This is a genomic window from Candidatus Latescibacter sp. IFSED24 (assembly GCF_058273205.1).
This window is the reverse complement of the sequence record NZ_CM177850.1, coordinates 383,217-396,303: the sequence shown is the minus strand read 5'-3', so window position 1 is coordinate 396,303 and position 13,087 is coordinate 383,217. Positions and strand designations below refer to the sequence as shown.

10 protein-coding genes are annotated in these 13,087 nt (G+C 70.0%); 5 read left to right on the top strand and 5 right to left on the bottom strand.

All coding sequences use genetic code 11. From position 1 onward, the window contains the following. Positions 1–113 precede the first annotated feature (113 nt). Genes tsaD through IFSED24_RS01540 form a run of 3 tightly spaced genes read right to left on the bottom strand, consistent with a single transcriptional unit; the run spans position 114 to position 3,429 of the window. Positions 114–1,124 carry a tRNA (adenosine(37)-N6)-threonylcarbamoyltransferase complex transferase subunit TsaD gene (tsaD, locus tag IFSED24_RS01550; protein WP_491333473.1) on the bottom strand — a complete coding sequence of 337 codons (1,011 nt, stop codon included), beginning with the start codon at positions 1,122–1,124 and terminating at the stop codon, positions 114–116. Next, entirely contained in the window at positions 1,121–2,689 is a 1,569-nt protein-coding gene (locus IFSED24_RS01545; protein WP_491333472.1) for an NAD(P)H-hydrate dehydratase, read from the bottom strand. The genes tsaD and IFSED24_RS01545 overlap by 4 nt, the downstream gene beginning before the upstream one ends. 2 nt (positions 2,690–2,691) lie before the next feature. Next, complete coding sequence (locus IFSED24_RS01540; protein WP_491333471.1) at positions 2,692–3,429, bottom strand: HAD-IA family hydrolase; 738 nt, start codon at positions 3,427–3,429, stop codon at positions 2,692–2,694. A 75-nt stretch (positions 3,430–3,504) separates the two neighbouring features. Here IFSED24_RS01540 and IFSED24_RS01535 point away from each other — a divergent pair, with 75 nt between their 5' ends. Continuing rightward, the gene (locus IFSED24_RS01535) at positions 3,505–4,317 is read left to right on the top strand and encodes a CPBP family intramembrane glutamic endopeptidase (protein WP_491333470.1); all 813 of its coding nucleotides are present in this window, start codon (positions 3,505–3,507) and stop codon (positions 4,315–4,317) included. Here the strand turns inward: IFSED24_RS01535 and IFSED24_RS01530 are convergent. Continuing rightward, positions 4,314–4,490: a hypothetical protein gene (locus IFSED24_RS01530; RefSeq protein ID WP_491333469.1), complete on the bottom strand. Its 177-nt coding sequence runs from the start codon at positions 4,488–4,490 to the stop codon at positions 4,314–4,316. The two genes, IFSED24_RS01535 and IFSED24_RS01530, sit on opposite strands and share 4 nt — an antisense overlap. Positions 4,491–4,710: 220 nt before the next feature. Between IFSED24_RS01530 and IFSED24_RS01525 the strand changes: the two genes are divergently transcribed. Beyond that, positions 4,711–5,226, top strand: coding sequence for a DUF4136 domain-containing protein (locus IFSED24_RS01525; RefSeq protein WP_491333468.1), 516 nt, complete (start codon positions 4,711–4,713; stop codon positions 5,224–5,226). Between the two features lie 71 nt (positions 5,227–5,297). Here IFSED24_RS01525 and IFSED24_RS01520 read toward each other — a convergent pair whose 3' ends face one another. Continuing rightward, complete coding sequence (locus tag IFSED24_RS01520; RefSeq protein WP_491333467.1) at positions 5,298–7,775, bottom strand: S9 family peptidase; 2,478 nt, start codon at positions 7,773–7,775, stop codon at positions 5,298–5,300. A 238-nt stretch (positions 7,776–8,013) separates the two neighbouring features. Between IFSED24_RS01520 and IFSED24_RS01515 the strand changes: the two genes are divergently transcribed. The 3 genes from IFSED24_RS01515 (at position 8,014) to IFSED24_RS01505 (ending at position 13,083) form a co-directional block, all read left to right on the top strand. Next, positions 8,014–9,966 carry a GGDEF domain-containing response regulator gene (locus IFSED24_RS01515; protein ID WP_491333466.1) on the top strand — a complete coding sequence of 651 codons (1,953 nt, stop codon included), beginning with the start codon at positions 8,014–8,016 and terminating at the stop codon, positions 9,964–9,966. 309 nt (positions 9,967–10,275) lie between these two features. Then, positions 10,276–11,382, top strand: coding sequence for an AmmeMemoRadiSam system protein B (amrB, locus tag IFSED24_RS01510; RefSeq protein WP_491333465.1), 1,107 nt, complete (start codon positions 10,276–10,278; stop codon positions 11,380–11,382). A gap of 135 nt (positions 11,383–11,517) precedes the next feature. Beyond that, positions 11,518–13,083, top strand: a complete 1,566-nt coding sequence (locus tag IFSED24_RS01505) for a C25 family cysteine peptidase (protein WP_491333464.1) — start codon at positions 11,518–11,520, stop codon at positions 13,081–13,083. The last annotated feature ends 4 nt before the right edge of the window (positions 13,084–13,087 follow it).

The window sequence follows — 13,087 nt, the reverse complement described above, 5'->3', positions numbered from 1 at the left end:
GGCCCATGGGGTTTCAGGGCAAGGGTCGTGCCACCATGAGGCATCCCGGGGTGCGGACGTGGAAACAGGGGAATCGTGGGCCGGTACCGGAAACCGCCATTGAAGACGCCAGATCAACGCCAGGACGAAAGCGAGGCCCTGGCGAAGCTGTCCAGATCGAGCCCATCCCGGCGACCCGCGGCGATGTGGCACCACCCGGCATAGGCGATCATGGCGGCGTTGTCGGTGCAATATACCCGCTCCGGCGGCAGGAAATGGAGACCGCGCCGGTCGGCCTCGCGGGCCACCGCCGCGCGCAGGCCGCCGTTGGCCGCCACGCCACCAGCCAGGTATACCGCCCCGACCCGGCGCTCGGCCGCCGCCTGGAAGAGCCGCTGGCAGAGGATGTCGACGATGGCGTCCTGGACCCCGCGGCAGAGGTCAGCCACGTCCTGGTCGCGGAACGGGCGCGGCAGTTCCTCGATGGCCAGGCGGACCGCGGTCTTCAGGCCGCTGAAGCTGAAGACCAGGCGCGGATCACGGGCCAGCGGGCGGGGGAAGGCGAAGCGGTCGGGGTCACCGGCGGCCGCGAGGCGGTCGATGTGCGGGCCGCCGGGATAGGGCAGACCCAGCAGCTTGGCGCTCTTGTCGAACGCCTCGCCCGCGGCGTCGTCGAGGGTGCCGCCCAGCCGCTCGTAGCGGCCGACCTCGGGCACGTGGATCAGCTCGGTGTGTCCGCCCGAGACCACCAGCACCACCGCCGGCAGGACCAGCTCGGCCGACAGGGCATTGGCCAGGATGTGCCCCTCGAGGTGGTGTACGCCCACCAGCGGCAGATCCGCGGCGCGGGCCAGGGCCTTGGCCGTGCTCAGTCCCACCAGGAGCGCGCCGATGAGGCCGGGGCCGTTGGTGACGGCGACGCCGTCGAGGTCGCGCGGCCGGAGCTCCTGGCGCCGCAGGAGGTGGTCCACCAGCGGCAGCAGGTTCACCAGGTGGGCGCGGCTGGCCAGCTCGGGCACCACGCCGCCGAACTGGTCGTGGAGGTCGACCTGGCTCGACAGCAGGTTCTCGGCCACGCCCTGCTCGCTGTCGAACAGCGCCACCGATGTGTCGTCGCAGCTGGTCTCGATGCCCAGGATCCTCATGCGTCGTCCCCTTGCGGCCAGGCGCCGTCCAGACCCGCCAGGACCGTGGCCACCGCGGCCGCGATCTCGCGCGTCAACACGCCCCGCCGACCGTGCTCGTGCGCGGCCACCTCGCCGGCCAGTCCGTGGACCACCGCGCCCAGCAGCGCGGCCTCGGCCGCCGGACACCCCTGGGCCAGCAGCCCGCCGATCAGTCCGGTCAGCACGTCCCCCGACCCGCCGCGCGCCAGGGCGTCGTCGCCGCCGGGATTGAAGAACAGCCGTCCATCGGGCAGGCCGATCACCGTGGGCGACCCCTTCAGCAGCAGCACCACCCGCCACCGCGCCGCCAGCTCGGGCACCAGCTCGAGGCGTCGTGCGGCGATCTCCTCGCTGGCCAGGCCGGTCAGCCGCGCCAGCTCGCCCGGGTGCGGGGTCAGCACCACCTGGTCGCCGCCGAAGCGCGGCGTGCGGTTCAGGCGGCCGAAGGCCGACAGTCCGTCGGCGTCGAGGACCAGCGGCCGGTCGAGGTCCTGCACCAGGTCGCAGACCCAGTGGTCGGTCTCCGGATCGGCGCCCAGGCCCGGCCCCAGGGCCACCGCGCCCTGGCGGTGCAGGAGGTCGGCCAGGGCCGCACCCGCCAGGGGCGCCAGCGTGCCCTGATCGGTGGTGGCCAGCGGTCGCAAGATGGCCTCGGGCAGGCCCACGCGCAACGCGGTCTCCAGCTCGCGTGGTGCGGCCATGGTCACCAGGCCCACGCCCGAACGCAGCGCGCCCAGGCCGGTGAGGTGCGCCGCACCGCCGTAGGCGCGGGACCCCGCCAGCACCAGCAGGCAGCCCACCGCGTACTTGTGGGTGTCCGTGGGGCGGGAGGGCAGCATGGCGGCATAGTCGGCCAGGGTGGCCAGGTGCCAGTCCGGCGCATGACGGGCGCAGACCGCAGGATCGAAGCCGATGTCCACCACCGAGAGCACGCCCACGTGGTCGCGGCCCGGCGGCTGGAGCAGGCCCAGCTTGGGCAGGCCGATGGTGATGGTGGCGTCGGCCGCCACGGCGTCGGGGTCGGCCGTGCCGTCGTCGCCCGACACCCCCGAGGGGATGTCCACCGCCACGATCGGCACCCCGGCGGCGTTGATGGCGGCGCAGGCCTCGGTGTAGGGCGCGCGCAGCGGCGGCGCGATGCCGGTGCCGAACACCGCGTCGACCAGGAGCCCGGCACCCGCGGCGGTCTCGGCCACCCGCGCGGCCCAGCGTCCCGGTTCGGCGGCGAACACCGACACCGAACGCGGCAGCCGATCGTAATTGGCGCGCGCGTCGGCCGACAGCTCGTCGCGCGGCGCCAGGAGCAGGACGCGCACCGGGAGGCCGGCCTCGCTCAACAGCCGCGCCATGACCAGGCCGTCGCCGCCGTTGTTGCCCTTGCCGCAGACGATGGCCACCGGCGCGTCCGTGCCCAGCCAGCCGCCGGCGTCGAGGGCGTCGCAGAGCGCCGCGCCGGCGCGCTCCATGAGCTCCAGGCCGGGCGTGCCGGCGGCGATGGTCTCGCGGTCGATGGCGCTCATCTGCCGGGCGTTGCAAACGCGCATGGTCAGCTCTCCGCTCGGTTGAGCCGGTCCAGGACCTCGAGGAGCTGGGCCAGATCGTCCACGATGAAATCGGCCTCCCGGCCGGCGGCGGTCTCGCTCGCGGTGAGCGCGGGATCCTTGTAGGGCGGCGCCTTGTCACCATAGCGCGCCCAGACCGTGTACAGTCCCAGATCCTTGGCGCCGCGGATGTCGCGGGTCGGCCAGTCGCCGATCATGACGGCCTGGTCGGGGCGGACCTCGAACTCGTCGAGCGCCATCTGGAACGGCAGGGGATCGGGCTTGCGGGCGCCGGTGTCGTCGTAGGTGAAGACGCGGTCGAAGGTGTGGTGCAGGCCGAGCTGGCAGAGCCGCAGCCAGGCCTCGAACCGCGGTGCGTCGCTGACCACGGCCAGCCGGTAACCATCCCGGAGCAGACGGTTGAGGACCATCTTGGCGTGGGGATAGAGCACCAGCGAGCCGTCCCGCGCGCGGCGATAGGCGATCACCGCCGCGGCCAGGATGCGGTCCTCCACCTCGCCCGCCACGTCCTGCAGGAAGCTGTTGAAGACGCGCTGGTACTCGATGCCCTCGCGGAGGTAGATGTCGTAGATGCGCCGGTGCGCCTCGGCGGCGGACATGTCCAGTCCGGCGTCGATCATCGCCGCGATGGCCGCGTGGATGGCGACGTCCTTGGCCTGGATGAAATCGGTGAGCGTGTTGTCGAGGTCGAAGATGACCGCCCGGATGGGTCGCTCGTGCACGCGTGTCCCCTTTCTTGCCGCCGCGTCCCGGAGGCGATATTAATGGCTGAGTCTCGACGCGTACAGGAGGATCGCGTGTCGCTCGCACCTGCTCCGCCCCGCCGACCCCGCCTATGGGAAGCCTGGACCTCGACGCAGCTGGCACTGTTCGCCCTGCTGCTCCTGGCCGCCGACTTCTTCTGGCAGGCCGTCATCTACCAGCTGACCCAGGACGCCTTCGCCCCCGTCCTCGTGGCGGCGCTGCTGGCGGTGGCCGTGCCGTGCGGCCTGGCGGCTTGGTGGCACGGCGAATCGCTGTGGCGGGCCTTCGAACTGCGCGCGGGCCTGGTGCCGCTGGGCGCCGGGGCCGCGGCGGGCCTGCTGGCCTGGGCGCCGGTCTCGCTGCTGGCCGGCCTCTCCGCCCGGCTCAGCCCCCCCACGCCCGAGTACCTCGAGTTCCTCGCCGAGAGCCTGCCGCACGGGGCGCCCGCCACCGTCCTGGCCTTCGCCGCGGTGATCGTGGGCGCGCCGCTGGCCGAGGAGCTGATCTTCCGCGGCCTGCTCTTCCGTCTCGCCCGCCGCTGGTGGGGGCCGGTCGGGGCCGCCGTCCTGACCGCGCTCTTCTTCGGCATCGTCCACTGGCAGCTCTGGAGCCTTTTCGGCCTGGTGGCGCTGGGCCTCCTGCTGGCGGCGCTCTACCATCTCACCGGCTCGCTGCTCGCCGCCGTGACCGCCCACGCGGTGCACAACGCCCTCTCGCTGGCGCTCCTGATCCTTTGGGACAGCGACCCCATGGCCGACACGACCACCGGCACCGGGGAATGGCTCCTGCTCGCCACGAGTACGGCGCTGCTGCTGGCGCTCTTGCGCTGGTTGCAGCGACGGCGACGGCACGCGGCGGCCGACTAGGGCTCCAGCCGCCCCATGGAGATCTCGCCATTATCGATGCGCAGGGTGTGCCCGCAGGCCGGATTGTGGCAGAGCCAGGCCTTGTAGCGGATGGCCGCGCCGTCCCGGCCATAGTCGGAAAGCGGCACCATGAGTCCGTTGCCGCACTTCATGCAGGGGGGAAACTCCATCACGATCCCTTTCCGAGCGGCCGCGCCGCCCCGCCGACCAGGCGGTCGACCCCACGTGACACCCCTATCCGATCCCGTCAACCGGGATGGTCGGACCGGCCCCTCGAGCGGAGGCCAAGACAGGGTAAACACATCCGGTTTCCACTACCACCAGCCGGAGCTTGGCCGCTTCCGCGATCGCATGTACCATGAGACAAGACACACTCGACTGGAAGGAGAACCCGTGAAGATCCGTCACAGCCTCGTCCTCGCCGGCCTCGCCTTCGCCGTGCTGGCCTGCGGTTGCTCGTCGTTGAGCGTCCAGCACGACTGGAACGAGAACACCGACTTCAACCGGTTCCGCAGCTTCCGGATTCTCGATCGCCCCGCCAGCTTCGCGGGCGACCCCCTGGTCTGGAACCGCCTGCACGACGCCTTGCGCGCAGAACTGGAGAGCCGCGCCTACACCGAGGACACCGCCGACCCCGACTTCCTGGTGGCCGTCCACATCAACGTCGAGGATCGGGTGAACGTGCAGACGTACAATTACGGGTACGGTGTCTACTCCGACTGGCACGGTCGCGACATCACCGTGAGCCAGTACCAGGAGGGGACCCTGGTCATCGACTTCGTCGACGCCAGCGACAACGAGGTCTTCTGGCGCGGCTGGGGAACCAAGATCCTCGACGGCAGGACCCGCGAGCCCGAGGCGATCCGGGCCGTCGTCGGCAAGATCATCGCCCAGTACCCGCCCAAGTAGACGGACACGCCGGAGGCCCCGGCTGGCCGCACGGCTCGCCGGGGCCTCGCGGTTGGCGCCGTGGTTGCGATCTAGGGGCCTTCTTCCCCCGTGTCGGCCAGTTGCCGCGGCTCGGCGTTCTTGACATAGGTCTCGAGCCAGCGGTCGGTCTCCCATAGCAGATGCAGCACCGACTCGCGCGCGCGATAGCCATGGCTCTCGTGCGGCAGCATCACCAGCCGCGCCGTGGCGCCGTGGCCCTTGAGCGCGCCGTACATGCGCTCGCTCTGCATGGGATAGGTGCCGGCGTTGTTGTCGGCCTCGCCGTGCACGAGGAGGATGGGCTCGTCGATCTTCTCGGCGTGCATGAACGGCGACATGGTGAAGTAGACCTCGGGCGCCTCCCAGAGCGAACGCTCCTCGGCCTGGAAGCCGAAGGGCGTGAGCGTGCGGTTGTAGGCGCCGGAACGCGGCAGGCCCGCGCGGAAGAGGTCGCTGTGCGCCAGCAGGTTGGCGGTCATGAAGGCGCCGTAGCTGTGCCCGCCGATGGCCATGCGCTGCGGGTCGCCCACGCCGCGCTCCACCAGCACGTCGACCGCGGCCTGGGCGCTGGCCACGAGCTGGTCGACGAAGGTGTCGTTGGGCTCGGTGTCGTCCTCGCCGATGATGGGCATGGTGGGATCGTCGAAGACCGCGTAGCCGCGGGTCAGGAAGAGCATGGGCGACCACCAGCCCACGCGGGTGAAGCGGTAGGGGCTGTCGGTGACCTGGCCGGCGTCCTGCTTGCTCTTGAACTCGGTGGGGTAGGCCCACATCAGGACGGGCAGGGGGCCGTCGCGTTGCTTGTCGTAGCCGGCGGGCAGGTAGAGCGTGCCGGTGAGCTGGACGCCGTCCTGACGCTCGTAGGTGACGAGCTCCTTGGTGATGCCCGTGAGCTGCGGGGTGGGATCGGGGAAGAAGGTCTTCTGCTGGAGATCGCCGCCGGCGAGGTCGCGGACGAAGTAGTTGGGGGGTTCGGTCTGCGACTCGCGGCGGGTCAGCAGCCGGCGGCCATCCGCGTCGAGGAGGTCGACCGGGTTCTCGTAGTAGGGCGCCTCGGAGCGGAAGAGGCGCGTGGTCTCGTCGGTCTCGAGGTTCCAGGCATCGAGGAACGGACGGTCGCCCTCGTCGCTGGCGCCGTCGCCGCTCAGGAAGAGGGTGCGGCCGCCGTCGGCGGTCAGCATGACACGGCGGCCCCACCGGTTGCGCACGGTGAGCGGCTGGCCGGGGTCGGCGTAACGGTCCTGGAACGAGCGGTCCTGGACGAGGCGCGGGGCTGTGTCGCGGTCTCCGGGCACGACGTGCCAGACCTTCAGGTTGCGGGTCTTCCACCACCACGAGACCACGAAGGCCAGGTTCTCATCGCCCCACTGGACACCACCGTAGCGCTGGGCCAGGGTGATCAGTTCGCGGGGCTCGCCGGCGAACGGCGCCGCCAGGGTGACCACGCGGTCGCGCAGTTCGGCCTCGGCGCCGCCGTCGCCGCCGTCGAGGGCCTCGGTCCAGACCAGCTCGGCGGGCGCGTCGTCTCGCCAGGCCACCGAGCGCGGACCCGTGGGCACCGAACCGAAGGAGATGGGCACCTGGTCCTGCAGCGGCAGGTCCGCCACCAGGTGGACCAGGTCGCCGTCCTCCAGGTCCCAGACCTCGATCCGTCGCGGGAACGAGTCCTGCTGCAGCGAGTAGCTGTAAGGCCGCTGCAGTGCCTGGACCAGCAGGTACTCGCCGTCGGGCGAGGGATCCATGCCGGCGACCACGGCGGGGGCGCCGAGCGTGCGCACCTTGCCCTTCAGGTCGACCACGGCGATCTGGCTGGTGGTGTAGTGGTCGAAGAGCGCCTCGTCGTGGGGATTCTGGAGCAGGTCCTGCAGGGTCCGGGCCGGCGCCTTCTTGCCCAGGTTCTCCTGCACCACCGGGCCGGTCGGGACGAAGGATTCCTCGGGCGCGGGACCACGATCGGCCGGGATGGCGCGCACCACGAAGCTCTTGCTGCCCATGAGCCAGTCGTAGGGCCGGCCGTAGACCGCGTTGAGCGCGAGTCCAGGCGGCGTGACCTGGCGGGCTTCCCCGTTCTTCAGCTCGGCCGACCAGAGGCTGAGCCGGTCGTCGATCTGGGCCACGAAGGCGATGCGCTTGCCATCGGGCGACCAGCTCACCCCGGTGAGCCGGGCACCATCCGGCAGCCCCGTCACCGGAACCTCCTTGCCGTCGCGCAACCGCTGGAAGGTCAGGCCGTCGAGGGGTCGTTCGCGGCTCGGGCCATTGGTGCGCGGATTGATGCGCAGACCGGCCAGGCGCAGTTCGGGGGCGGCGACCTCGCTGATCGGCGGCAATCCGGGCCGTTCGAGCAGGAGCAGCCACTGGTGATCGGGGCTGAGCGCCACCATCGGCGTGGGCGCAGCGTCGATCATGTCGGCCAGGACCTGGGGCGGCATCTGGTAGCTGAGGGAACTGTCCTGGGCTCCGGCTGTCAGCGGAAAGAGCATCACGGCGAGCAGGATCGCGCACGGCAAGAGGCGGGTCGGGGTCATGATCATCTCCAGGGGAAAGCGATGGTTCCTCGGAATCCGCAGCGGATGGTGGCCATTACGAGGCTGGCGTAAGGCGTGTTTCAGAATCCGGACCGTGGGCGTTCACGAAATGGTCTCAAGCCCAGGTCCCACCGCGACGATAGAACAAGGGCACCGAGTTCGCACTCGCCCGTTCCGTGCGTCCCCGGTGACGTGCACGCGGATGTCGCCCATCCGCTCGCCCAGCAGGAGTGTCACCGTGGCCGTATCGCCAACCACACCGCTGGACCTGGTCCTGAACTCGGACCGTCTGCCCTCCCCCTCGGGGGTGGCCCTGAAGATCCTGCAGCTGACCCGCGACGCCGAGACCTCACTCGATGACCTGACCCGCGTCCTCGAGCTCGACCCCGCCCTCGCCGGCCAGATCCTCAAGTATGCCAACGCCGCCAACGTCGGCGGCGGTCGCGAGTCGCGCACCGTGGGCGATGCCGTGGTGCGCCTGGGCATGGCCACCGTGCGCCGTCTGTCGCTGGGCTTCTCGCTCCTGGCCAGCGCCCGCAGCGGCCCCTGCCCCGCCTTCGACTACAACCGCTTCTGGTCGCACTCGCTGGCCACCGCCGTGGCCGCCCAGACCCTCACCGCCCACATCGGCAAGGTTCCCGCCGACGAGGCGTTCACCTGCGGCCTGCTCGGCCAGGTCGGCCAGCTCTGCCTGGCCAGCGTCCATCCCCAGGAATATGCACGCGTTCTCGCCAGCAGCATGGGCGGCGACCAGCGGCCGCTGAGCGAGCGCGAGCGCGAGGTCCTCGAGGTGGACAGCGTCGAGGTTACCGAGGCGCTCTTCGAGAACTGGGGACTGCCCACGGAATACAGCCAGGCCGTGGCCGCGCTCGAACGCGAGGCCGCCCCGGGAACGGTCGACCTGTCCGCCATCCTGCGCACGGCACTGGAGCTGGCCACCGTCTGCGTGGTGAACGACGACGAACGCGCCGGCCTGACCGCCGGCGTGGTGGCCCACGGTCGTATCCTCGGTCTGGAGGAGGCCACATTGCTGGCTGCCTGCGACCAGGCCGTGGACGAGTGGCGCCACATGGGCGAGGTGCTCGACATCATCACCGAGGAGATGCCCGCCCTCGAGGAACTGATCGCCCGTGCGAACCAGCAGGCCGCCAACGCCAGCGCCGATTCGCCAAGCGCGCAGCCGGACGCCGACAATCAGGCGGTCAGCAACGCCGAGCCCGGCGAGGAGAACCTGCGCATCCTGGTTGTCGACGACTCGCCGCTCGACCAGAAGCTGGTCTCGGCCATGATCAAGAAGACCGGCCACCACATCAAGACCGCGGGCGATGGCGAGGACGCACTGCGCGTGGCGCTGCAGTGGAATCCGCAACTCATCGTCTCGGACTGGATGATGCCGCGCATGGATGGTCTGGAACTGGTGCGCGCGCTGCGCCGCAGCGAGCAGATCAACCGGGTCTACGTGATCATGATGACCGCCAACGATCAGTCGCAGGATCTGGTCACCGCGCTGGAGAACGGTGCCGACGACTACGTCCCCAAGCCCATCAACAAGGCCGTGCTTTTGGCGCGGTTGCGCGCCGCCGAGCGGGTGATCCGTCTGCAGGAGCGAGCCGAGCACGACCGCGACCAGATCCGCCGCATCGCCGCCGACCTGAGCGTGGCCAACCGCAAACTCAAGCACATGGCGCTCTTCGACGCGCTCACCGGCCTGCCCAACCGCCGCTACGCCATGGACCGTCTGGCCAAGGAATGGCAACGCGCCCAGCGGCAGGATGCCCCGCTGCTCTGCATGATCCTGGACATCGATCATTTCAAGAAGGTCAACGACACCTACGGCCACGACATCGGCGATGTGGTCTTGCGCGAGACGGCCCAGGTGATGAAGAACTGCCTGCGCGCCAGCGACGAGGTCTGCCGTTTCGGTGGCGAGGAATTCCTGGCCATCTGTCCCGACGCCGACATGGCCGTGGCCTATGAGCTCGGCGACCGCCTGCGCGAGGCCGTGGCCCAGCACCGCATCGACGTGCCCGGCTACCAGGGGTCGATCACCGTCTCGGTGGGCGTGGCTTGCTACAACGAGACCCTGGCCTCCACCGCCGAGATGCTGAAGCTGGCCGACGAGGCGCTGTACGCCGCCAAGGAGGCCGGGCGCAACAAGGTGTGCATCGTCGATCCGGTGGGGGTGGGGTGAGCGAGTCCCACCGGTGCGCCTCCCCGCCTGGTGCCATCCTCCTCGCCAGAAGCAGGATCGACCCTGGATGCCTATCCAGGTGGCGATGGACGCTGCTCACTGGACAATGACCAGACTCATTCACCTTCAACCCCCGGGGGCAGCTGATATCGTAAACAAATCAATGGCAATGTATTAGCAAGAATCTGGTTCTCCTCTCATCCTCCGATTCGCTGAACACCACCAATCTCCGCACCCAACGTCCAGACCGCACTTCCCGGCGGCCTCCCGATGAGGCATGATCTCCGGAACCAGGTACAGGAGGTCGCCATGCAGCACCAGCCCACCGCTCCCATCGTCCTCGTCATCGTCCTCGTGTGCGCCGCCGCGGCGCTCGCCGCACCCGAGGCGGCCAGGATCCGCGCCCAGGTGGACACGGTGGGCTTCGCCACGAACTGGACCGACATGGAAGCCGTGGTGACCGCGAGCCTGGCCGCCGAAGGCCTGCCTCCCGGTGCCGGGCCTGCACCTGTCCCCTGCGTGGCCGCCATCCTCCCGCACGACGATTACCTCTACGCCGGCCGCACGGCGATCCACACGCTATCCTACCTGCAGGCTCCGCGCTGGGTGATCATCGGCGTGTGCCACGCCTGCAGGCGGGTGGGCGTGCGCGACCGTGTGCTCCTCGACGACAGCGAGGCGTGGCGCGTGGCCGGTCGCCAGTGGACCGTGGACACCGAGCTGCGCGCGACCCTGGAAAGGGAGCTGGGCGACCTGGCCGCCGTGGCGCCCGAACGTCACGCGGTGGAGCACTCCATCGAGTCGTTGCTGCCGTGGCTGGGGTCGGCGGTGGACGAGCCGCTGTTCGTGCCGGTGCTGGTGTCGGGCATGGAACCGCCGGCTCTTAGGGCAGCAGCCGAGCGGATGGCCACGGCGCTGGCGGTGGTCTGCCGCGCCCGCGGCTGGCAGCCGGGTCGCGACCTGGGCATCCTCATCTCCGCCGACGCCGTGCACTACGGCTGCGAAGGCTGGGGCGGCGGCGGATACGCGCCGTTCGGCTGCGATGCGGCGGGACACGCGGCCGGCCGCCAGCAGGACGTGACGCTGGCCGAGGCCACCCTAGCCGGACCGCTCGACGACGACGGGGTCGACCGCTTCGTGCGGCTGGTCTGGGATCCCGCCCACCCCGACTACCCCGATTATCCCTACCGGATCACCTGGTGCGGCCTCTACTCCATCCCGTTCGGATTGACGGTGGCGACGCGGCTGCAGGAGGCGATGAACCAGCCGCCGCTGGTGGGATCGCTGTTGAGGTACGGCGACAGCGTGCGCGATGGTCGGCTGGCGGTGGCCGGGACAGCGCTCGGGGTCACCGCGCCGAACACGCTGGCGCACTGGGTGGGGTATCCGGCTGTGGTGTATCTGCCGGAGCCTTGACAGTAACCCGACCTCGTTGATATACTCGATTCATCGCCACCCCTCCCCTGGTCGATCGACATGCTGCATGCACGGAACGTCGTCGCTTTGCCGTCGCATGATTCTGCACGGCCCAGGAGAAAGAGGGGATCGACCATGCATTCCGCCCATCGCTACCGTCCGCAGTTGCCCATCATCGCCGCCCTGCTTTTCGGCGGCCTCGCCATGCTCCCGACCACGGCCCTGACCGACAACCGTCCCGACTGCGACTACCTCATCGTCACCACCGAGGAGCTGGCGTCCGCATTCAGCGACCTGGCAGATTTCCGCGCCGCCCAAGGCTATCAGGTAGAGGTCGTCACCCTCGAGAGCGTGCTCGCGGAGACCGAGCCCCTGGAGGACGACGCTGCCACCCTGCGATCCTACCTCGCGATGCGGCACGCTGCGTCGGGCACGCAGTTCGTGCTGCTGGGCGGGAATGCCGAGCGCATCCCGGTTCGGTTCTGCCACCACACCAGCAACCTGGACGAGTACGACTTCCCCGCCGACCTCTACTTCGCCTGCTACGAAGGCGACTGGAACGCCGACGGCGACGACCTGTACGCCGAGCTAGAGGACGAGCCGGACATCGATCCCGTGGTGGCGCTGGGCCGGGCCCCCGTGGGCGATCTGGCCTCGGCCACCGCGTTCGTCGCCAAGACCATGGCCTTCGACACGTCGACCGAAGCGTACCGCCACCAGGCCTTGTTCCTGGGCGCGGTCCTGTATCCATACCCCTGGTCGCCGGGCGAGCCGGTCATCATCGACGGTGCCCAGTACTGCGAGCTGGTGCGCGCGCAGATCGAGGCGTACGAGCAGCCGTTCGCCACCACCAGCTACTACCAGAACCACACCGCCTACGAGGGTGCCTTGCCTCTGACCGGCGACGCCGCCATGGCGGCGCTCGCCACCGGGCAGCATGGCCTGACCCTGGTGTCGAGCCACGCCAATATCAATGCCATCGACCTGGGCGATCGAACCGTCTTGGCCGACGAGTTCGCCGCCCTGGCCAATGCCCCCAATTACAGCGTGGCTGTCATGCTCTACGGCCGCCTCGCCGCCTTCGATCTCGAGGACTGCCTACTGGCCAGCGGCATCACCAACCCCGACGGGGGCTTCGTTGCCGGCTTCGGGTACACGCTCCCGCCCTACATCACGATCCTGAACCTCTATCAGGAAGACCTCTTCGCCACGTTCGCCGCCACCGGCGACCCGCGGCTGGGCCGAGCCTGGCAGGCCTGCCTGCACAACCAGGCCGAAATGGCAGCCTCCGGTTCGCAGGCGCGGCTCATGATCCACATCGCCCTGGCCTACCTCGGCGACCCGGCGCTCACGCTCTGGCCCGGCGGCCCCACCGAGGTCGAGGATCCGGACGTGCCCACGGACCAGCCGCTGGCGTCGGCCGCGCTCACCGTCGAGCCGTGCTATCCCAACCCGTTCAACCCGCGGACCACCATCGCCTATACGCTGGCGCGCGGCAGTAACGTGTCGCTCGGCGTGTACGACCTCCGGGGTCGTCTGGTCAAGCAGCTGGTGGCGAACGAGGCGCGCGTCGCCGGGCGGCACGCCATAGCCTGGGACGGGATGGATGAGACGGGGCAGGCGGTGCCGTCGGGGACCTACGTGTTCCGCGTGCAGAGCGGCGATGCGGTGCGCGGAGGCAGGATGGTGCTGGTCCAGTAGTCGG